The organism is Adlercreutzia sp. ZJ304 (genome assembly GCF_011039075.1).
GTDB lineage: Bacteria > Actinomycetota > Coriobacteriia > Coriobacteriales > Eggerthellaceae > Adlercreutzia_A.
On the sequence record NZ_JAAKEG010000007.1, the window covers coordinates 46347 to 67011 of the forward strand.

The window sequence follows — 20665 nt, forward strand, 5'->3', positions numbered from 1 at the left end:
TATACCCTGCCTCGATGTTGCAATGTGCATAGTCAACTAATCTGATATCCTTATACAAATGAAAATGCGTTGTACAGTGCAGAATCGATAATACGTAAGGGTAGCTGTTGAAGAAGGCACTTCTCATAATAGTCGCTATCCTTGCAGTAACTTTCTTCATGGGTAATGCCGACATGGTGTTCGACTTTATCGACATTGTAGGTACAGGTGCAACTATTCCACTTATTATCGCTGTAATTTTCATGGTGCTGCGCCATTTGACACAAGCCGCATCCTACGATGCCGCATTCGATGCTGTAGGCTTCAAAACCGGTTTTTTACACAACGTTATATTAATTTTCAGCCTTGTGTTTATAAACACATTCTGCCTTTTCAGCGGTGCCACCGGTCTAGCCTTCATCATAGATGACGCGCATCGCAAGGGCGCAAGCCTTGGAGTAGCTACCGGAGGCGGGCTGCTCTCGCAGATCGGCTTTTTTGCAGCAGTGTTTGTAATAGCTGTAATAGGCACTATAGTTATGTTTATATCCGATTCGATGAATTACGTTATACTCACCGGATTCATCGTTTTGGCCGCAGTATTATTCGGACAAACTGCCTGCTTTATCATAGGTTATTACAAACCAGATGCTCTTTATTGGCTACTTACACGCATTGAGAAAATAGGCAATTGGATCCTTCATTTTTTCAAGCGCAGCATGCGTGCAGCATGGGGTACATCTACCGCCGATCAGTTTATTGACGCATCGCGCATTCTTGCCCATAACCCTATGGGCGTTGTTATAACTATAGCTTGGGCATCGCTTTCTGCCATATTGAATATGGCGTGCCTTATGGCTATAGGTTTTGCATTCGACTTCACGCAGATAGCGCCTCTTGTAGCAGCGTTCGCACTAGCCGTGGTTACTATTATGCTATCGCCTACACCGCAAGGCATAGGAGTTACCGAAGCTGCTATTGCTATTGTTTTGACAGCAGCAGGTTCCACCGCCACCACCGCAGCCGCCATCGCTTTGGTTTATCGCGGCATAATGCTGTGGATACCATTTTTGATTGGCGCAGTTCTGCTTTCGCAGTCGGGCTTTTTCAAGAGCAAGAAAACTGCAGCCCCAGATCAGAAGCAAAAAGATTTCGCATGGATAACAGGAACTCTGCTAGCTTTATTTGGGGCAGTTAACATAGCACTGGCACTGGTTGCACCGGCTTTGGCACCATATGGAATACTAACTCAGTTCGTAGATTTAAGCGGCGTTTTAGGCGGCTCGTCGCTAATATTTGGCGGCATAGTTTTGTTTGTATGCGCTATAGGTATTATTCGCCGAAGCCGCATAATGTGGGCAGCTAGCATGTTAACTTTAAGCGTACTTGCCGGTTTAGAGCTTTACTACAACACTTGGCAAGTTGCTGTTCCTTTAATTGCTTTAGGAGTAGCGCTGTTTATTAAGCGTGATATATTCACAAAATCGCCTTTCTGGAGCGAAAGAGCAGAAAGCGAAGGAAAGCAACTATTGGAACCAGATATTGCCGAAGCTGCACAAGATATGGAAGACATGCCACGTACAGTGTCTTCAATTGAGGAAATGTCAGCCACATTAGACGATTTACATAACCGCTCGAAAAAAATGCAGCGTAAAAAATAAGGAAGCCGCATCATAAAATTGGGGGTCTTGCATCAAATACAAGACCCCCAATATAAAAACTAAAAGAATTACCTTATGCCTTATGCAGCTACAGCCGTCTTAGCAGCCTCAGCAACAGCGGCAAATGCCTTCGGATCGTTCACAGCCATATCAGCCAATACCTTACGATCTAGCTCTATGCCAGCCTTTTTCAGACCATTCATAAACACGGAATATGACATACCATTCAGGCGAGCCGCAGCGTTTATGCGAGTAATCCACAGACGGCGAATATCGCGCTTCTTGTTGCGGCGATCGCGATACATGTACTGCATCGAGTGGCGTACTTGCTCTTTCGCTGCCTTATATGAACGCGATTTCGCACCGTAGTATCCGCGTGCCTTCTTTAGTGTCTCGCGACGCTTCTTGCGTGCGTGAACCGACCTTTTTACACGTGCCATGCTATCTACCTCCTAGCGAAGACCTAGGTTGCGTGCTACAACCCTGCTATCGGCCTTCGTAACCTCAGTCTCGTGACGGAAATTGCGCTTACGCTTCTGGCTCTTTTTCGTCAGGATGTGGCTTTTATAAGCCTTAGCGCGCATAATCTTGCCGCTGCCGGTAACACGGAAACGCTTAGCCGTACCGCGATGAGTTTTCATTTTAGGCATTATCGGCATCTCCTTTCTTCGTATCGTCTTTCTTTTTAGCACTCTGTGGAAGGGGCGCTATTAACATGTGCATGTTGCGACCTTCCATCTTGGGTTGATTCTCAATTAATGCAACGTCTTTTAGATCGTCTGCCAGACGCTCAAGGATTGAAAGCCCCTGTTCTGGATGCGCCATTTCGCGACCGCGGAACATTATGGTTATTTTTACCTTGTTCCCAGCATCCAAGAAACGCAGTACATGCTTTTTCTTGGTAGCATAGTCGCCCACATCTATTTTCGGGCGGAACTTCATTTCCTTAATTTCGATCTTGCTTTGATTCTTGCGCGCCTGCTTTGCCTTTATGGCTTGATCGTATTTGAACTTGCCATAATCCATTACGCGGCAAACCGGCGGATCGGCATTTGGAGCTATTTCAACCAAATCAAGCCCAGCCGCATCAGCGATGCTCTGCGCCTGTTCGATGGGATACACACCCATCTGATTACCATCGAAATCAACCAGCCTGCAAGTATCAAGCGTGATCTGTTCGTTGAGCCGTGGCTCTTGAGCGGCTATCGCGCTCACCCCCTTCTTTGCACCTGTGGTGCAATACATATTGGCGCTCTGCGCCCTTGCTGCATTAAAAAACCCGCCTCGCAAACGCAGACGGGTATCGTCAATGAAAATGAATCGCAAACGCGACACGATATTCAAACGACCCATCGGCTGCCAGCGGCGCCGAACCAGGTGGAAAAGCATACAGCCCTTCACTTGATTAGCAACTGCAAATTCTATGCCATATATTCAAACACTTCAACCCCCTAGTTGCATAAAAATGCATCGTATTGTCAAAATTGGAAGCAATTAGAAAAATTGAAGCGCTAAGTCAAAATGCAATTTCTTACGCCTAGTCAAACATACGTTTATCGCAAGTTGTCAGCTTTGGAAGTTCGCGCATTTCGCCATCTTTCGCCTATAGAGTGAGCAATGTCGTAAACAAAAGCATCTCCAACTGCGTATACGGCGGCGTTTATAGCGCATAGACAATATCCGCACCACATATGCAATCGGAGATGCACGAAGAGAAAGGTGATAGCTATGAGGAAATTCACACGCTTTTGCTTGGTGATATTTATCATTGCTGCAATCTTAGGAATAGGCGTGCTTGCAGTCCTTTGGTTCTCGTGGGAACCTCTGCTTCCTCTAGCATCATGGCTGGCTGGAATGAGCTGGTTTAATATTGCGCTTCTTGTAGTGCTAGGCATTGTTGCTATCGGTCTGATCGCTCTTCTGATCTGTGCCCTAGCAACGCCAGGAAAAGGATCGAAGCTTTTGCTTAGGCGAGAAGACGGCACCGTTTCCATTACCAAAGAAGCCATCCGCTCGACCGCCAAATATGTGCTAGAAAGCCACAGTGGCATTGAGACTAAAGACTTAAAAGTAAGTATTCACGGCAAACATAATCCACGCATCTCTATCAGTGCAAATATCGAGCCGAAAGCCAACTTAAATCTTGCGTCCTTAGGCGAAACGCTACAACAAGAAATAATCTCAAGCGTTAGCACCCTAACGGGATACCCCGTAGAGAAGGTGGATATCACATTTGCCGGCAATCCTACGAATACGTTGTATACGGAAAACACCTCGATCAACGTGCGAAGGGAGGGCTCTCATGTCGGATACAAACGTCCAAGTCAAAGCGTCATTGGGGCGTAAGGCAAACAACACAACAAAACGCGAGACACCCGAAAAAGACAGCATTGCACCATCTGTTGGGTTTACCAGCAACGCCCAAGATCGCACAGAACAAGCAAAAGCACCCATATTCAACGCCGACGCAGAAGAAACTGCAAAAAACGATACCGATTTCACAGATCGCCTTCCCAAAAATGTAAAACCGTATTTTGAGAAGCATGGTCACGCAATCGTTTATGGGTTAATAGGTCTTATTGCCGCCATACTTATTTTGATAATTGGCTTTTGGCCCGTACTTCTACTGGCAATACTGACAGCAATCGGCATGCTTATAGGACGATATCGCGATGGCAATATGCAGATGAACGCCGCAACGCGCTCACTTGCAAGTATTTTCCGCAGATGATCAAGGAATCGGACAGAAATAAACCTAACGAAAGGATTTATCATGATTAACAATTCTAATAACAGCACAAAAAATACGGACAGCGCCAACAGTAGCACGAACAAAAGCGCAAACAATACAAACAACCTAAACGATAAGAAAACAGAAGCTGGCAAAGACGTTAATATCACCTCGCCCGAAACAGCCGTAGACAAAATAACCGGTGCCATTAATTCCGTATTGCCAAGCGACGACGAAGAGAAAAAAGAAGACACCGAGCGCAAACCGAAATACACCTTAACAATAGATGAAGGCGTAGTGGAAAAAATATCGTCTCTTGCAGCGCAAAATGTTGACGGCATTGTTGACATGAAAGGCAGCGTTTTCTCAATGATCCAAGAGGGACTTGGCGGAAACGACGACAAAAAGGGAGCGGATGCCGATATTAGCGATGGCGCAGTAACGGTAGAGCTATCCATCATTCTTGAATACGGCAAATCGGCATTAGAAGTGTTCGACAACATAAAAGAAACCGTCACCGACCAAGTAAAAGAGATGACAGGTCTTGAAGTTGCAGAGCTAACAGTTAATGTGGTTGACGTTGTAGATAAAGCCGAATACGACAAACTCCATGGCAATTCTGACGACGGCGAAAAAGAAAAGCGCACAGCCGTAACTCTTTCAAAATAGACGGACAAAGTCTATTAATGGCAAAAATGCCAAAGTCGATGCCGACAGACATAACGACGCACAGACAATAAGTCTAAATGCATCAAAGAGCGAAGGATAAGGCTTGGATGGTAATTCTTTCCAAGCCTTATCTATGTTAACAATAAAGTTAGCTTATCTAAATTGCACGTAAAATAAATGAATTAAGCGAAGGGAGGCAGAAATGCTTGACGCACTTCTATGGGCAGCTGCGGGAACAGGATTTACTTTTGCCTGTACAACTTTAGGCGCTGCGTCGGTATTTCTGCTACGCGGCAAAAAAGACGGCATAGCTCAAACGCTGTTTCTAGGATTTGCGGCAGGCGTTATGATAGCGGCTAGTGTGTGGTCGCTTTTAATTCCGGCAATAGAGCGCGCTGAAGAGGCTGGACAAATTGGATGGATTCCAGCAGCTGGAGGCTTTGTAATCGGTGTAGCTTTCTTGATGGCACTGCACGCGCTGCTACCCCATCTTAATTTTGGCAAAGAAAACCCAGAGGGCTTACCAAGCAGCTGGAATAGACCAACGCTGCTTTTTACAGCGGTTACACTCCACAACATTCCAGAGGGTATGTCGGTAGGCTTGCTATTCGCTATGGCAGCACAGCCGGGAGCCGACCCCGCTCTTAGCGGCATGGCTATAGCTCTAGCGCTAGGTATAGGCATTCAGAATATTCCAGAAGGTGCAGCGGTGTCGCTTCCGTTAGCGCAAGAAGGTATAAGCCGCCCTAAAGCATTTGCTTTCGGAGCATTGTCCGGCTTGGCGGAACCGATTTTTGGATGTCTTGTTGTACTGTTTGCAGGCATCATCGCACCATATATGCCATGGATGCTAGCCTTTTCCGCTGGCGCAATGATGTTTGTAGTTGTAGAGGAATTAATTCCCGAAGCCCATCTATCTAACAGCAGTAATTGGGGCACTATAGGCGTAATGGCAGGGTTTCTTATTATGATGATTTTGGACGTGGCTTTAGGCTAAATTCCCAAAACAACACTAACGCAGCGCAGCCTACATACCACAGCCTACATACGCATCTTAGACACAAGCGACATTATAGGTTTTGCTCCGGGAATCTGAAGTCTGCGGCGTACTTTTTTAAGTTCGTTTGGAATAGCTATGCCTTGCGGACAATGTTTAGCACATTTCCCACACTCTATACAATCGGAAGCATAATGCGGGTTATGACCTAAGGCGCCAGCACACATAAAGTAACCTATAGCGCCACTTATACGATCGGCAACATACGATGTGTTATAGCTTGCAAAACAACCCGGAATATTAATATCTTTTGGACACGGCATGCAATAATTACAGCCCGTGCAGGGAATACGATAGCTTTCACGAAATATTTTCTCGACGCTGCGAAACGTAGCTAATTCAGTTTCAGTTAACATGTTTGGCGTGGATTCCTTGGCAACACGAACATTGTTTGCAATTTGCTCAGCGCTATTCATGCCAGATAAAACCATGGTTACACCAGACTGATTCCATAACCAACGAAGCGCCCATGCAACAGACACATCTACACGGCTTGAATCTTTCACAGCCACGCCACTGTGCGCAGCTTCAGCTTCAAGAAATAAATCAGATGCCGCTTTCGGCAGACCATCTGCAAGTTTGCCACCTAGTAGTGGCTCCATAATAAACACGGGAATGCCGCGCGAGTACGCTTCTTCCAGACCGCTGCGTCCAGCTTGGTAATTTTCGTCGGCATAATTGTACTGAATTTGACAAAAATCCCAATTATAGGCATCTAATAAAGAAGCAAACTCGTGCTGCGGTCCATGGAACGAAAAACCGATAGCATTAATTGAACCGTCAGATTTGCGCTTTGTTATCCATTCCTCTATCCCTAAAGCGCAAAGACACTGCCACTGTTCAAGATTAACCACGTTGTGAATAAGATAATAGTCAATTCTATTCGTTTGAAGGCGTTTCAAAGATGTTTCGAAATAGCGCTCAATATCTGCGGCAGACTTTACGCTAGCATGCGGTAATTTTGTGGCTATAAACATGCGATCGCGAATATTATTGCGCTTAATTATGGCGCCAAGCGCTTCCTCATTTCCTCGATATAGATAGGCGGTGTCAAAATAGTTTATGCCCGCCTCAAGCGCTTGAAGGATAAGCTTTTCAGAAGTTTCAACATTGACAGACCCTAGCGCCGAACTTGGCAGACGCATGCAACCAAAACCAAGCGCAGATAGTTTATTGCCAGTTTTAGTATCAACGCAATAGCGCATAAACCGCCCTTCAGACCAGAATGTAATTTCTATCATATTAACATGCGCAAAAATACAGTTTTCCTTGTGCGCACAAGAATAAAACCGGCATAGATACCGGCTTTATTCCTGCTAGATTATGAAGAGCAAGTCTATTGCACACGAGATGGTACTCGTATTTCACCAACTTTAAAGAAAGTAAGGAAGGCGGCAATTACAGACAGCGCGAATATAATTATTGATGTTGAAATAGACACATTTATTAAATTTACCCCAACGCCAATAATAGCCCAGAGAAATACAAGAGGAATGGCTATATCATCGTAGCGTTTACGCATTAGAAAACCGGCAGCCAACACAACAGCGACTACAATTAAAGTAGATAATTCACCAACAAATGGTGCTAGAGATCCACCAGCTAGCCGCGTTATCACATGCGACGCATTAGCCAAAACAGCAACACTTATCCAACCAACATAGATAGATATGGGAACCCAACCCAGCACTTTTGCCCAAGTAGACGATAAGTATCGCGCATGAATATCGCGGTATAGAGCAACCAACACACCCCAAAGAGCAGCAATAACTACAAGAGCCACAATTGTCTGCTGAAAATGAAACAGAACAAGCCAAGCCACATTCAATATACAACTTGCTATAAAAAGACCTGCTGTTTTTGGTGTGAAATTAGTAACGTCTGCTGCATTGCGGCTTTCTTCGCGTGTGTAATACACCAACCATGCTAGCAATGCCACATAAATAAGACCCCAAATAGAAAAAACGTAACCTGCCGGCGTAAACCACGCAAATACAGAGGCTGACACCTCGGCAGATGTAGTGCCACCAAGACGCAACGCCTCAAAAAGTACATTGCATACCACCATAACCACGTATGCCACCCACATTGCAATAACAGGAGACATAGCGTGACCAGAAACATTCCACGAATTCCTAGAGTTTCGCCTGTTGCTTACTGGCTGATTAACGCTACCAAAAGAGAATGCTGGATACATTTTTACACAAGCCGCTCGATCGCTTTTCATATGTGTCGCCTCCTTATGTTTATAGCTTCGCTGCCTATAAGTGTAGAAGCAAAGCTATATGCGCAGGATGCGACAGCATTACAGATTAAGCACAACAAAGTAACGTGCTTGCCAGCAAAAACGACTTAACTACTTGCCTAAACAGCTGCGCCGTTACAGGCACAACACAATTAATACTAAACAAAGCTATTGCGGTAAATCTACTTGTTCAAAATCGCCGAATAACTCTATATACGTTTGCGCCGAAAGCCGCTTTATATAAGATCTGTCAAACGCTTTTTCGTCTCTGGAAATTATGAAATCTACAGGAATGCTTTCGGCACAAGCCCGAATAATACCATCTTCAAAATTGGGTTCGTTAGACAAAGCAGCTATGCGACATATTGATAGATCTACAGCAACGACCTGAAATAAATCCATAATAGCAACTATGAATTTCCTAGCCGAAGGTTCATCTGCATACTTTTCCAAAACGTAGTATACGTTCTTCAAAGATAGCGCTGACACATACCCTTGCACTTCAGAATAAGCCACTTCATCCATAAGTAAAGTTGCAGCAGCCCAACCCGGGCGCTCTACCATAGCCGCATCAAGTAATATATTTGTATCAATAAAAAGTTTCTTAGACATATTTGTTTGCAATTAAGTTCCGAATGTCCCGATCGGACATTTTGCCTATCTCTGGATTGCTAGATAAAGAAGCAAATTCCTTAATAAAAGAAACCGCACGACTTTTCTTCTCGTCCATCGTTTTATTATTGGCAATTTGAGGCATACGACCCGTACTCCCAATAGCTTCTAATAAAACAGTACCGCAATACTGCCCATAGGACAGCCCATATTCTTTACGAGCAATTGCATCGGCATATGCCAACAGATCTGCATCAGCTCTACTTGAAAACGTTTTCGTAGCCACAACTGCCCTCTCTATCGTAAACCTGTACATATTATACATGTAAACATGTTTACATAGCTAGACATTGAACGCACTACACCAACCCAAAAAGCCCCATTAAGACGTAGCTTTTGAATTTTTATCATAAAGTGCATTAGCCTTTTTCAGAGTTTCCTTGTTGCTGTATTCTTCTAATCTGTCTATAAGGCTTTGCTGAGAATTAATACCCATTTTCTGGTAGATATGATAAATGTGCGATTTGGCGGTGGCACCCGATATAACAAGTTTTTTGCTGATGTATTCAGCATTTCTCCCTTTCGCAAGAAGGCGAAATACCTCAATTTCTCTTGGAGACAGCTTAGCCGCACTAGTTAAGCCCGCGAACTTCGCATCAAATATTTCATTCGTTCGACTATCTTCTTTAGCGAGTATTTCTTCTTTGTTTCTATGTGTCAAAAGGTCGTAAAACTGTTTCTTAGATACCGAATCATCAAGTCCGTATATTGCAATAGCACAGACTATTAGCGATGCAATAACAATTGATACAAACATTAAGTCTACAAAAGACAAATCGCTGAACAGCCAAATAAAAGCCGACAACAACGAACCTATAAATATTCCAATCCAAACAGGAATTTGCATAACAGAAGATCTTTTGAGAGGCTTAATAGAAAATTCTGAATTTAATGTCATTGCGTTACTGAGGCTTATCACCGAGAAATGAGAAAGAGCAATATTTACTAGACAACAGAAAAATAACCGCCATAAATCATCCCCAAAAGGCAAGAAAAGTATCCCTATGACAACAGGCGGGAGCGTCAATCTTTGTATTGTTGAAATATCAATATCTATATTCCGATTGAACTTATATAAGGCAAAAGGCATTAAAGACCCAATGATTCCTGTCGAGCAACCTATAACAGTAGCTTCAGCCCCAAGACTGAACAGCGTTGTTGTTGTGTAGCCGAATACAAGCCCATAAGTACCTACAGCTATAGCACCTTGTGTTGTTATGTAATCAACAGTTTCATAGTTTTCAGATTCATTCACACGATCTTTTGGAAGCATTTTCATTAACGCCATTAATATCAAGAAAGAAATTACTTCTAACAAGGCAATCATAATTACACCAATTAAAGGAAGCGATATTGTGGCCACCACTATATAAAGACATGTTCCCAAACACGATGCAATTGCTATGACAATTGGTGTGTATCTAGTAGTTACAAGGCTAAGGTATATAGACCACCACATTAGTAGTGCAGCTTGGCTGACCCCTGCAATACTCCAAGTAACAATACAGGCAGCCATAGGTACTGCCCCCGGAAAGATTGAATGTATAGCAGCTATCGTTAATGGAAATATCGAAAACGCAACTCCAATTATGAACACTTTTGAGCGATAGCGATAAATAACTTCACTAAACCGCCAAAAAACAAACAGGCTTGCAATTAGACCACCTATCCAACACAAGCGAAGGACTATAACATCTTCTGTGTTGAATCCCTTTGCAAAAGGGGTGTTATACATGAATACACATAGAAGATCCCACAGAAAATAACCGGACAATCCGAATGTGGCTGCAAACGCAGCGAAGACACATAGCCGCTGTTTATCAGAGCCCTTGTTAACTACATCACTAAACTGCATAACAAGCCTCCCACCTGCGATTTTCAGTACACGAGTATGAGGTGTTTCTTAAATTCAATATGCCAATATGTTGCGACAAAACACAGGTTTCCCCTAACTTTCACCTACAGTCGCAATTCGATATTTAGACACTGTCGAAGGGAGTATTAAAAAGTTGGGGTTGGTGGAAAAGTAACCTGTTTGCAAGCAGATGTCAAGGAAGATGTCTGCTTTAGTCTGCCTGAACGTTCTGCTTAAACAGGTCCGAACGAGACGTTGATGGAGGAGAAACGTGGGAGAGTCAAAATACTTATTCGTTGAACACGAACGTCCTTTCAAGTATGAAGAAGATGGGCTTAACGTGACCCGCGGTAGCGCGTGGTCAGGTCCGGGATGCCACCTAGGTTGTGGCGTTTTGCTTTACACCGATGCAGAAGGAAAACTAGTTAAAGTAGAAGGCGATCCAGAAAATCCATACAATCAAGGAAGACTATGTCCAAGATGTTTGGCGCTTCCCGAAGTAACCAATCATGAAGATCGCCTCAAATACCCGATGAAACGCGCCAAGGAAGATAGGGGTCAAAATAAATGGACCCGCATAACATGGGATGAAGCGTTTGATACGATTGAGCGCGAACTTAAAGACATCAAACAAAAATATGGACCTGAAACTGTATTATTCATGCAGGGAACAGGGCGTGACATCGCTCCTTATATCACTCGCCTTTGCTGGTCATACGGAAGTCCAAATTTCTCATTGTTTTTAAGTGGAGCCGCCTGCTATGTTCCAAGGGTTATTGGATTAGCTGGAACATTCGGAGCATTTCTAGTTCCCGACTGTTCTCAGGTACACCCCGACAGATACGATAATCCAGAATACGTTATCCCAGAAGTTATATTCGTATGGGGAAATAATTGTGTCGTGTCTAATTCCGATGGCTTCTTCGGACATTGGGTGGTTGACCTTATGCAACGTGGAAGCAAGATTGTTGTAATAGATCCTCGAGTTACATGGCTATCTTCTAGGGCTGCTCTGCATCTTCGCGTTCGCCCGGGTACAGACGCTGCACTTGCTTTAGGCATGTTGAATGTCATTATCAGCGAAGAGCTGTATGACTACGATTTCGTGGATAAATGGTGCTACGGATTCGACGAATTGGCGCAACGAGTTAAGGAATACCCGGTTGAAAAAGTAGCCGAAATTACATGGATTCCCGAAGAAAAAATAGTGGCTGCTGCCCGCATGCTTGCAACCAGCAAGCCTGCTGCTTTGCAATGGGGTGTAGCTGTAGATATGACAAAAGAGGCCATACCAGCTGGACAGTCTATTTCTACCCTTTTCGCTATCACGGGTAACATTGAAGTGCCGGGAGGCATGATTGTTCCTCCTGAAATATTGAAATATGTAGGTGGATGGGGCAAAGATTTGCTCCCTGATGATGCGTACACAAAGCGCATCGGACAGGATAGGTATCCGCTATTCGCCTCTGAAGCACAACCCGATTGCATTGTTGAACAACTTGAGACGAGCGAGCCCTATAAAATACGTGCCGCATGGATACAAACGTCTAATTTCCTTGCATGCATGGCAGCTGATCCGCAGCGACTTTTCAATGCTATGAAAGACTTAGATTTCATAGCATATGTAGACATTTTTATGACACCGACAGCAATGGCTCTTGCCGATATAGTGCTTCCCGCTGCTACCTATCCCGAGCGCAACGGCATACGACTTGGAGACGGCGCGCAGCGTGGCGAAACAATTAATAAAGTGACATCAATTGGCGAGTGCAAGTCGGATATGGAAATTAACTTGGAACTTGGCAGGCGACTAAATCCAGAAGCATGGCCATGGGACACCGTAGAAGAAATGTTCACATTCCTGCTTCAAGATGACACCGGAATGACTTTTGAAGAGCTGCAAGAACAAGCCCCAGCATATCCGCCTTTCCAATACAGGCGGCACGAAAAAGGTCTTTTGCGCAAAGACGGTCAACTTGGTTTCAATACTGCTACAGGGCGAATAGAACTTTGGTCAACCTTCTACAGCAATGTGGGACTTGACCCACTTCCGTATTTCGAAGAGCCAACACCTGGTCCCGGCTCTACTCCAGAATTATTAGAAGAATACCCGCTAGTTCTTACTACAGGTGCTAGAAACTGGAGCATGTTCCATTCTGAGCATAGGCAAATTAAACGGATGCGCGCCCTTCACCCCGATCCAATAGTTGAAGTTAACCCCAAAACGCTGGAAAAGTTTGGAATTGCCGATGGCGGGTATGTTTGGGTAGAAAACCAGTATGGTCGCGCTAAACGAAAAGTCCGCGCCACAGAAGCGGTAGACGAGCGCATGTGCAGTACCGACCATGCATGGTGGCTCCCCGAAGGCGACCCCGACAAACTCTACAGCGTATTCGACCTTAATATCAACAACCTTGTTCAGTGGTCGCCGGGAAAAAGCGGCTTTGGAAGCAATTACAAAACTGCTCTCTGTCGGATCTACCCAGTTAATGAAAGTGAGTAAACATGGCTAATTTGGGAATGCTTTTAGATTACGAATGGTGTACCGGATGCCATAGCTGCGAAATTGCATGCCAAATGGAGCATGGATTTCCGGTGGGTAAGACAGGGATAAGCGTTCATACCATAGGTCCATGGGAAATAGAGCCAGACTCATGGCAGCTAGACAATATTGCAATACCAACAAAGCAGTGCAACGCATGCGTCGACAGACTTGCCAAAGGAAAACTTGCGGCGTGCGAACACCATTGTCAAGCGAAATGTTTGCATATTGGCGATATGGATGAGCTGGCAGATTCATTGAAAGAAAAACCTCGTCAAGCACTGTATCACCTGACCTAAATTGCAAGCATCTAACGCTGACTGACGCTTATTGAAAAGTTAGCTCGCAATTTTGAAAACATGGATGCCGAAGTCTTGCGTTTCGTTTTGGCATCCATGAATAAATCTGGATTAAGCAGGCATCTACTTGTCTATTTCAAAAGCCTTTCGCTTGAAAGGAGGTGATACCTATGTGCTTCAGACCCCCGACTTTGGAGAACCAAAAAATCAAATGTCCGAAATGCGGTGTAGAGGTTGATTCGTCGGCAAATGCCTGCCCTAATTGCGGAGCTACAGCTACTCAAGCTGGTCAGCCCGTAAAAAGTCCTTCTGCGCCTCCCGCGGTTCCAACAGTGCCCGGGGTGCCGGCTCCCCCAAGTGTTCCAAAGATGCCGGCAACACCGAAGCCACCGAGTGTGGACTAACTATAGAAGAGAGGAGAAAAGATGGCACAAGATGTTAAAGGAACGCCCATTGTCAAAGGCCTTGGCTTCAACAGTTTTGGTATTGGAACCAACGCCTGCACCGTGGATATAGACAAAGAAAATGACAAGATTCTTCGCATTAGACCTTTCCATTTTGACGAGCATCAAACACCCGAAGAATTAAATGCTTGGAAATTAGAAGCGCGCGGTTCAACTTTCGAACCCGGCTTCAAAACACTAATTTCACCATTATCTTTGTGCTATAAGAAACGTGTGTATTCGAAGAACAGGATTCCTTACCCACTAAAGCGTGTTGACTGGGATCCGAACGGTGACAGAAACCCCCAAAACCGTGGCACTAGTGGCTACGAGCGTATCAGCTGGGACGAAGCCGCAGAGTTGGTCGCCGCAGAAATCAAGCGTGTGCACGATCTGTATGGTCCTGCATCGATTCTTTGCGAGCTTGACGGTCATGGCGAAACGAAATTTGTTCATGCGCCGCACGGATGCCAAAGTCGCATGTTTGATCTAATTGGTCGCTATACGCTTCAAACTAGACAACCCGATAGCTGGGAAGGTTGGTATTGGGGCGCAAAGCATATATGGGGCATGGATCCGCTTGGTCAAAATTCGCTTCAGAACAACGTAATTCAGGATATCGCAAGAAATGGCGATGCTGTGCTGTTCTGGGGATGCGATGTAGAAACAACTCCTTTGGGTTGGGGCGGTTATCTGGCAAGCCGCATTTGCTTCTGGTTTACAGAGCTTGGCATCAAACAGATTCATATATCTCCGGATGTTAACTATACAAACGCCGTCCATGGTGACTATTGGATTCCCGTAAAACCAAACACGGACGCAGCATTGCAGCTAGCCATAGCTTATACATGGATTATCGAAGGCACTTACGACCAAGAATATCTTGATACCCATGCAATAGGTTTTGAAAACTTCAAGTATTACGTTCTTGGCGGCGAAGACGGCATTCCGAAGACACCGAAATGGGCAGAGGCGATATGCGGTGTTCCGTCGTATGTCATCAAGGCATTTGCAAGATACTGGGCAAAGCACGCCGTCTCCATAGCGCATTGCAACGGTGGCTCTTTCATTCGCTCTTGCTATGCACACGAACCCGCGCGCTTGGAAGTAGCTCTTCTGGGCATGCAGGCGGTTGGTAAACCCGGCGCAAACCAGTTCAAGTTCATCGAATGGACGCTGTACGGAATGGATACGGTAACCCCCTTGCCGCCTTCCTCAGAGATTCCAAACTGTAGCCCAGCATATCGCGGCTGGTTCCGCAGCTTCCCCGAAAGCTTCATTCCTAAGACCATGATCCCGCAGGCAATTATGAATCCACCGGTTACATGGTATGGTCATATTGGTGCCGGATTCCCAAGAGAAGACCAGTTTGAGGGCCCTTACACCTTCCCCTTGGAGGGCAACGAACGTCTGCACATGATCTGGTCTGACACCCCATGCTGGGAAACTTGCTGGAATGGCGGAAACGAAATGCAAGAAGCTCTTCGCCATGAATCTATCGAGTTCATAATTGTCCAGCATCCGTGGATGGAAAATGACTGCTTCTTTGCTGACGTTATTCTTCCTACCAATACAAAATTCGAGACAGAAGACATAGGAACCGACTCAGATAACGGGCAATGGAATGTTGTTTATTTCGAGCAACAAGCAATTCAGCCCCGACTAGATTCCAAGTCTGACATGGAAGCAGTTGGCGAAGTTGCCAAAAAGCTTGAAAAATACGGCGGCATTTACGAGAACCTTTACAAGCGCTATATGGGCGGCAAGACCTGCGAAGAGTATATCGAAGCTGGCTTTTTGAACACAGGTGCTGCAGAGAAAATGTCTTTTGAGGAATTCAAAGAGAGGCAGTACTACGCATTCCCAACCAAGGAAAATTGGGAAGAGCTGCCGGTGGGTCTTAGCCAATTCTACAACGACCCCGAAAGATATCCTCTGTCTACTCCGTCGGGCAAACTTGAATACTACTCCACCAGCCTTGCTGAGCAATTCCCAGATGACAAAGAGCGCGGTCCAATTCCGAAATGGATTGACGAGGGCGCAGGCCATCAGGAAAGACAATACCTTGCCCGCGGTCGTAAATACCCATTCTTGCTGGTATCTAATCATCCAAGGTGGCGCGTACATGCAAATCTTGACGATGTTACGTGGTTCCGCGAAATGGAAGAATACGTAAAAGTAACAGGACCTGACGGCTATAAGTACGAACCTGTATGGGTTCATCCTCAGGATGCAGGCATGTTGGGGCTAGAAACTGGCGACATTGTAAAGATATACAACGAGCGTGGAGCCGTTATGGGTGGCGTGCGCGTAACCGAGCGTATTCGTCCCGGCGTTGTTTACCAAGATCACGGATCGCGTGTTGACTCGGCTGTTCTTGGTCGAGGCGGCCTTGATCGTGGCGGCGCAAATAACCTTATCGCCCCCACACCAACCACTTCCGAACATGCACACGGAGAAGTTACGAGCGGCTTTTTGGTTAATGTTGAAAAGGTTGATGTATTCAAACTGGCTGAAGAATATCCAGAAGCATTCAACAGGAAATACGACCCCGACTGCGGTCTGGTAGCCGATGCCCGTATCGTGAAAGGAGAATAAGCATGGGAAAGATATTTATATTCGACCATGCTAAATGCAATGGTTGTAGAAATTGCCAGATTGCCTGCAAAGACGAGCATGTAGACAACGACTGGTCGCCTTATGCAAAGCCACAACCTGATACGGGTCAGTTTTGGACAAGAATTAACGAGACTGTCTGTGGTCAGGTTCCTAAAGTTAAGGTGTCTTACACGCTAGAGACATGCATGCATTGCGACAACGCCCCTTGCATTGCGGCTGCACCAGATGCCGTATATAAGCGCGAAGATGGTCTAGTGATTATTGATCCAGAAAAGTCAAAGGGTAAGGCAGAAATTGTAGACAGCTGTCCTTACGGCGCTATCTTCTGGAATGAAGAGCTTGATATTCCTCAGAAATGTAGCGGATGCGCACATCTTGTAGATGCTGGCGAAGTTCCACACTGTGTGGATGTATGCCCGCATGAGGCAATTCGTTTTGGCGATGAAGAAGATTTCGCTGACGAAATTCTTGCTAGTACATTGTTGTATCCAGAAAGAGAAGACGACAAACCAAGGGTTTACTATCTCAACCTTCCCAAGCGCTTCCTTGCCGGTGTTGTTGTTGACCCAGAAGCCGATGAAGTAATTATCGGCGCAAAGGTGACAGCAGAAAACGTAGACACCAACGAAGTCTTTGTTCAAAAGACAGACGACTTTGGTGATTTCTGGTTTACGCAAGTTGAGAAATCGAACTGGCGCGTTTATGTAGAAAGCGAAGGTTATCTTACGCGCGTAATAGAAGCCAGCACTGTTGAAGAAGACAGGAATGTTGGACCTGTATTTCTATACAAGTCTGACCTAGCTCAGTAATTAACAAACCCAATTTTGAACTGTCACTTCTTAAGTTTTCTCGAAGTGACAGTTCATACCAAATCTCATATCTAAGGAGGAGAGATGAGTTCAGAGACATTACAAAAAACGTTCTCTGTTAAAGGCGTGGTTGGTATAGTTTTATCAATTATTGTGCTGCTTATTGCAGGTTTTGTTCCCCCTACCGAGGCACTTTCACACCAAGGCGCACTAGGGCTGGGCATTATGGCGACAGCCGTTATATTGTGGATTTGCGAAACATTCCCCGCCGGCGTTACGGGTATATTGGTGCTCGTATTGGCTTCACTTCTTGGTGTAGTCCCCTTAAAAGAAGTATTTTCCGGATTCGGAATGACAACCATCTTCTTCGTTATTGGTGTTTTTAGTCTGACTATCCTAATGATGAAGACAAGTCTAGGACAGCACCTCACCAGAAAACTAATTGAGTGGGCTGGCTCTAACTCTAACAAACTTGTTTTAGCTTTTATGATTGGATCAGCTGTTATCTCAACAGTAATGACCGATACAGGCGCTGTTGTTATAACTATGGGTCTTGCCCTTCCGCTTCTTAAGGCGCTTGGACATGAGCCCGGAAAATCTAATCTCGGAAAATGCCTTATGCTAGGTGTGGCTTTCGCAGCCATTATGGGCGGCTTTTGCACTCCAGCTGGGCACTCTATGAATGTTTTATCAATGGGCATGCTGCAAGCATATAACGGAATGAGCATAGGCTTTTTGCAGTGGATGGCTATCGGTATTCCATTCGCGATTATCCTTATCCCTATCTGCTGGTTCTTCCTTACACGGATTCTTAAACCTGAGCAGATGACCGATAGCGATATTGAAGCAGTATTGGCAAGCACAAGCGATTTGGGCAAATTTAGCACAATGGACAAAAAAGCATTAGTTATGCTTATCGGCATTCCTGTGCTTTGGATTCTTGGTAATTGGATTCCCGTGCTAGACACCACCACTGTTGCTGTAATCGGTCTTGCTGTTATGTTCCTTCCGGGCGTAAACCTACTTACCTGGGAAGATGTTCAGAAAGGCGTTCCGTGGAATATAGTGCTTATGCTTGGTGGAATTTTATGCTTGGGCAACATTCTTGGAGCCACCGGTGGCGCGAAGTTTATCGCTGATCTCTTCTTGTCGAGTGGCGTTCTTGCCATGGATCCGCTGGTTGCGCTTTACATCATTGCAGTTGTGGTTTACCTGCTTCACACTTTCCTTCCAGTGGCACCTGCTATTTTGACGATATTCCTACCGCCACTGTTCGCATTTGCCACAGCGGCTGGAATTTCCCCAGCTATTCCGATGCTTATTGTAGTAGCAATTGTATCCGGCAACTTCATCTTGCCGCTTAACCCAACAATTACTGTTGCATATGCAGAAGGCTACTTCACATTTGGCGATACAGCACGCGCAGGAATAATCCCCGCTATTCTTTTCGTAGTAATTATTGTTCCTCTTGTTTACTTCATCGGAGGCGCTATATTACCTGTATAGAACCATATTGCAACGCATAACAATCAAGCAGGCTGAAGCATTTGCTTTGGTCTGCTTGATTTTTGCAGGGTTATTTTTGATGCTGGCTGCGATGGATCATCTGAAAAGCAATAACGCACACCACAGCAGCTATAACAGCAATAGCAGAAACAATTAAAACAGTAACAGGTAGTCCATCTCCTGTCTGCGACAAGGTTTGCGCTTCAACTAAACCAGTCTTGTAGGCATCAATCATACCTTGCGCTTGGTCTTTATTTACCGGATGAGCAAGCATTTCATCAGTTATTTCCAATTCTCCTCGGTCAATATCCGATCCGATGAAGTCGTCGCCGGGAAGCAAGTTTTCTATCTCGTCTTTATTAAATTCCTGATCTGGAAGACCCGGAGAAGGCGGATTCGGTGAATCATCAGGAACAACTACATTGTCTGGAATTTCTACATTATCGGGAAGATATTCAGATTCTGGAGTATAAAGCACGTTTATCACGTTATTGTCAGGATCTGTTCCCAGTCTAATTTGCGCCGGGTACGTGTCTATAACATAAGCACCGTCTATCATATATTCATAAGCATCACCATCAATAAGCGCGTCAAAACGCTGCCCAGTAAATGTTTCAGAACCTATTTTGTAAAACTTGACATTTCCAGATGCCAGCGCACCTGCCCAAGTGTCCGCGCTAAGGTCTGCCCCCGTCATCAAATAGTAGTTAACTGTGTATTCGCTATTCCATAGTTTTACATAGATAAGGTCCATAACGTTTTCTTCGGGATTAGAAGTTATTGTCAAATTCAGCGGCCACCCATCAAAGAAGAAGTGTCCCGGTATATCAACCACATAATCCCATGCATGCAAAACGTCTCCCACTTTAAGATTTTCTACAACATACTTCCCAAGTATTCGCCTACCGTTTTCATCCAAAATTGCATCTGGGTCTTCATATGTTGCATTTTCTAAATAATTTATAGTTGCGCTTGTAGTGGCTTCTTGTTCTGCTGCGCTTTCTTCAGTACTGTTTGGAAGCGTGGCACTATCTTGGAGATGGGCGTCTTCTTGAAGTTGGGCATCGCTTTTAATCTGGGTGCCTTCTTGAAGTTGAGAAAGTGTATTTTGCGGATTCTGTATATCTTCTGCCGAAGCAGATCTGGGTTCTGCGGTCATTAGCAAAAAGACAAACACAACAACAGTCGCTGCCAGAGAAAGCAACAATGCAAAATAAACGTTCTTTAATGCAGGTTTTTGCCCGCGAGACTCTTGCCAACCCATGATAATCAGCCTTCCAATCATCCTAGACTGAATAGAATCACATTACTTGGCGCAAATCGTAGCAACTCCATCTGTGCTTGCGCATGGTGGGCAAAAACTGTGAAACTATCATCTCCAGAATGTTGTCAAACTGTTTGCTCAGACTGACAGCATTGCGCAGGTATAACTTCTCCCTGTTCAACTATTCAGCATCGCTAAATAGTTGAACACATTAAAGATAAGACCAAAGCGAATCATTGAAAACCGCTGCGCCCTGTCCTAGAATGTAGCCACTGTAAAACCAAATCCTTTAAGGGGTTGTCTTTTTGGTCATT

The 20665-nt window shown here is 45.0% G+C and carries 19 protein-coding genes; 10 read left to right on the plus strand and 9 right to left on the minus strand.

The genetic code is table 11. From position 1 onward, the window contains the following. Nucleotides 1-107: 107 nt before the first annotated feature. Nucleotides 108-1640, plus strand: a complete 1533-nt coding sequence (locus G7Y46_RS05250) for a lysylphosphatidylglycerol synthase transmembrane domain-containing protein (RefSeq protein ID WP_165253003.1) — start codon at nt 108-110, stop codon at nt 1638-1640. Nucleotides 1641-1720: 80 nt separating this feature from the next. Here G7Y46_RS05250 and rplT read toward each other — a convergent pair whose 3' ends face one another. The 3 genes from rplT to infC are packed head-to-tail and all read right to left on the minus strand — an operon-like array spanning nt 1721 to nt 2885. After that, nucleotides 1721-2080 (minus strand): 50S ribosomal protein L20, encoded by a 360-nt coding sequence (rplT, locus tag G7Y46_RS05255; protein ID WP_165062157.1) that lies wholly within the window; start codon nt 2078-2080, stop codon nt 1721-1723. Between the two features lie 12 nt (nt 2081-2092). Then, the gene (gene rpmI, locus G7Y46_RS05260; protein WP_165062155.1) at nt 2093-2290 is read right to left on the minus strand and encodes a 50S ribosomal protein L35; all 198 of its coding nucleotides are present in this window, start codon (nt 2288-2290) and stop codon (nt 2093-2095) included. Then, entirely contained in the window at nt 2283-2885 is a 603-nt protein-coding gene (gene infC / locus G7Y46_RS05265) for a translation initiation factor IF-3 (RefSeq protein ID WP_165253129.1), read from the minus strand. The genes rpmI and infC overlap by 8 nt, the downstream gene beginning before the upstream one ends. A gap of 483 nt (nt 2886-3368) precedes the next feature. Here infC and amaP point away from each other — a divergent pair, with 483 nt between their 5' ends. The 4 genes from amaP to G7Y46_RS05285 all read left to right on the plus strand — a co-directional run bounded on the left by amaP (nt 3369) and on the right by G7Y46_RS05285 (nt 6037). Continuing rightward, nucleotides 3369-3986 (plus strand): alkaline shock response membrane anchor protein AmaP, encoded by a 618-nt coding sequence (amaP, locus tag G7Y46_RS05270; protein WP_165253005.1) that lies wholly within the window; start codon nt 3369-3371, stop codon nt 3984-3986. Then, nucleotides 3943-4371, plus strand: a complete 429-nt coding sequence (locus G7Y46_RS05275; RefSeq protein WP_165253007.1) for a DUF2273 domain-containing protein — start codon at nt 3943-3945, stop codon at nt 4369-4371. The genes amaP and G7Y46_RS05275 overlap by 44 nt, the downstream gene beginning before the upstream one ends. Nucleotides 4372-4413: 42 nt before the next feature. Further along, complete coding sequence (locus G7Y46_RS05280; protein ID WP_165062149.1) at nt 4414-5040, plus strand: Asp23/Gls24 family envelope stress response protein; 627 nt, start codon at nt 4414-4416, stop codon at nt 5038-5040. A 202-nt stretch (nt 5041-5242) separates the two neighbouring features. Then, a complete protein-coding gene (locus G7Y46_RS05285; protein WP_165062147.1) occupies nt 5243-6037 on the plus strand; it encodes a ZIP family metal transporter in 795 nt (264 codons plus the stop codon). Between the two features lie 44 nt (nt 6038-6081). Here G7Y46_RS05285 and G7Y46_RS05290 read toward each other — a convergent pair whose 3' ends face one another. The 5 genes from G7Y46_RS05290 to G7Y46_RS05310 form a co-directional block, all read right to left on the minus strand. After that, nucleotides 6082-7338 carry an aldo/keto reductase gene (locus G7Y46_RS05290; RefSeq protein WP_206214173.1) on the minus strand — a complete coding sequence of 419 codons (1257 nt, stop codon included), beginning with the start codon at nt 7336-7338 and terminating at the stop codon, nt 6082-6084. 95 nt (nt 7339-7433) lie between these two features. Next, nucleotides 7434-8324 (minus strand): TspO/MBR family protein, encoded by an 891-nt coding sequence (locus G7Y46_RS05295; RefSeq protein ID WP_165253009.1) that lies wholly within the window; start codon nt 8322-8324, stop codon nt 7434-7436. Nucleotides 8325-8510: 186 nt separating this feature from the next. Next, a complete protein-coding gene (locus G7Y46_RS05300) occupies nt 8511-8954 on the minus strand; it encodes a PIN domain-containing protein (RefSeq protein ID WP_165253011.1) in 444 nt (147 codons plus the stop codon). Continuing rightward, the gene (locus tag G7Y46_RS05305; RefSeq protein WP_165062141.1) at nt 8947-9240 is read right to left on the minus strand and encodes a hypothetical protein; all 294 of its coding nucleotides are present in this window, start codon (nt 9238-9240) and stop codon (nt 8947-8949) included. Before G7Y46_RS05305 ends, G7Y46_RS05300 begins: the two co-directional genes overlap by 8 nt. Nucleotides 9241-9336: 96 nt before the next feature. Then, nucleotides 9337-10530, minus strand: coding sequence for a helix-turn-helix transcriptional regulator (locus tag G7Y46_RS05310; protein WP_165253013.1), 1194 nt, complete (start codon nt 10528-10530; stop codon nt 9337-9339). Between the two features lie 610 nt (nt 10531-11140). On the opposite strand from G7Y46_RS05310, the gene G7Y46_RS05315 reads away from it, so the two are divergent. From G7Y46_RS05315 to G7Y46_RS05340, 5 genes are all read left to right on the plus strand, one after another. Beyond that, entirely contained in the window at nt 11141-13372 is a 2232-nt protein-coding gene (locus G7Y46_RS05315) for a molybdopterin-dependent oxidoreductase (protein WP_165253015.1), read from the plus strand. 2 nt (nt 13373-13374) lie between these two features. Then, nucleotides 13375-13710, plus strand: coding sequence for an oxidoreductase (locus G7Y46_RS05320; protein ID WP_165062135.1), 336 nt, complete (start codon nt 13375-13377; stop codon nt 13708-13710). A 425-nt stretch (nt 13711-14135) separates the two neighbouring features. After that, a complete protein-coding gene (locus G7Y46_RS05330; protein WP_165253017.1) occupies nt 14136-16751 on the plus strand; it encodes a molybdopterin-dependent oxidoreductase in 2616 nt (871 codons plus the stop codon). Between the two features lie 2 nt (nt 16752-16753). Continuing rightward, the gene (locus G7Y46_RS05335; protein WP_165253019.1) at nt 16754-17581 is read left to right on the plus strand and encodes a 4Fe-4S dicluster domain-containing protein; all 828 of its coding nucleotides are present in this window, start codon (nt 16754-16756) and stop codon (nt 17579-17581) included. A gap of 84 nt (nt 17582-17665) precedes the next feature. Next, the gene (locus G7Y46_RS05340; RefSeq protein ID WP_165062127.1) at nt 17666-19087 is read left to right on the plus strand and encodes a DASS family sodium-coupled anion symporter; all 1422 of its coding nucleotides are present in this window, start codon (nt 17666-17668) and stop codon (nt 19085-19087) included. Between the two features lie 70 nt (nt 19088-19157). Here the strand turns inward: G7Y46_RS05340 and G7Y46_RS05345 are convergent, their stop codons facing one another. Further along, entirely contained in the window at nt 19158-20351 is a 1194-nt protein-coding gene (locus tag G7Y46_RS05345; RefSeq protein WP_165253021.1) for a hypothetical protein, read from the minus strand. Between the last annotated feature and the right edge of the window lie 314 nt (nt 20352-20665).

What these genes read in the sequence shown, in the direction of transcription:
- rplT (WP_165062157.1), bottom strand. Translation starts at nt 2,080, where the DNA reads ATGGCACGTGTAAAAAGGTCGGTTCACGCACGCAAGAAGCGTCGCGAG.
- rpmI (WP_165062155.1), bottom strand. Translation starts at nt 2,290, where the DNA reads ATGCCTAAAATGAAAACTCATCGCGGTACGGCTAAGCGTTTCCGTGTT.
- infC (WP_165253129.1), bottom strand. Translation starts at nt 2,885, where the DNA reads ATGTATTGCACCACAGGTGCAAAGAAGGGGGTGAGCGCGATAGCCGCT.
- amaP (WP_165253005.1), top strand. Translation starts at nt 3,369, where the DNA reads ATGAGGAAATTCACACGCTTTTGCTTGGTGATATTTATCATTGCTGCA.
- G7Y46_RS05275 (WP_165253007.1), top strand. Translation starts at nt 3,943, where the DNA reads ATGTCGGATACAAACGTCCAAGTCAAAGCGTCATTGGGGCGTAAGGCA.
- G7Y46_RS05280 (WP_165062149.1), top strand. Translation starts at nt 4,414, where the DNA reads ATGATTAACAATTCTAATAACAGCACAAAAAATACGGACAGCGCCAAC.
- G7Y46_RS05285 (WP_165062147.1), top strand. Translation starts at nt 5,243, where the DNA reads ATGCTTGACGCACTTCTATGGGCAGCTGCGGGAACAGGATTTACTTTT.
- G7Y46_RS05290 (WP_206214173.1), bottom strand. Translation starts at nt 7,338, where the DNA reads ATGATAGAAATTACATTCTGGTCTGAAGGGCGGTTTATGCGCTATTGC.
- G7Y46_RS05295 (WP_165253009.1), bottom strand. Translation starts at nt 8,324, where the DNA reads ATGAAAAGCGATCGAGCGGCTTGTGTAAAAATGTATCCAGCATTCTCT.
- G7Y46_RS05300 (WP_165253011.1), bottom strand. Translation starts at nt 8,954, where the DNA reads ATGTCTAAGAAACTTTTTATTGATACAAATATATTACTTGATGCGGCT.
- G7Y46_RS05310 (WP_165253013.1), bottom strand. Translation starts at nt 10,530, where the DNA reads ATGGCTGCCTGTATTGTTACTTGGAGTATTGCAGGGGTCAGCCAAGCT.
- G7Y46_RS05320 (WP_165062135.1), top strand. Translation starts at nt 13,375, where the DNA reads ATGGCTAATTTGGGAATGCTTTTAGATTACGAATGGTGTACCGGATGC.
- G7Y46_RS05330 (WP_165253017.1), top strand. Translation starts at nt 14,136, where the DNA reads ATGGCACAAGATGTTAAAGGAACGCCCATTGTCAAAGGCCTTGGCTTC.
- G7Y46_RS05335 (WP_165253019.1), top strand. Translation starts at nt 16,754, where the DNA reads ATGGGAAAGATATTTATATTCGACCATGCTAAATGCAATGGTTGTAGA.
- G7Y46_RS05340 (WP_165062127.1), top strand. Translation starts at nt 17,666, where the DNA reads ATGAGTTCAGAGACATTACAAAAAACGTTCTCTGTTAAAGGCGTGGTT.
- G7Y46_RS05345 (WP_165253021.1), bottom strand. Translation starts at nt 20,351, where the DNA reads ATGGGTTGGCAAGAGTCTCGCGGGCAAAAACCTGCATTAAAGAACGTT.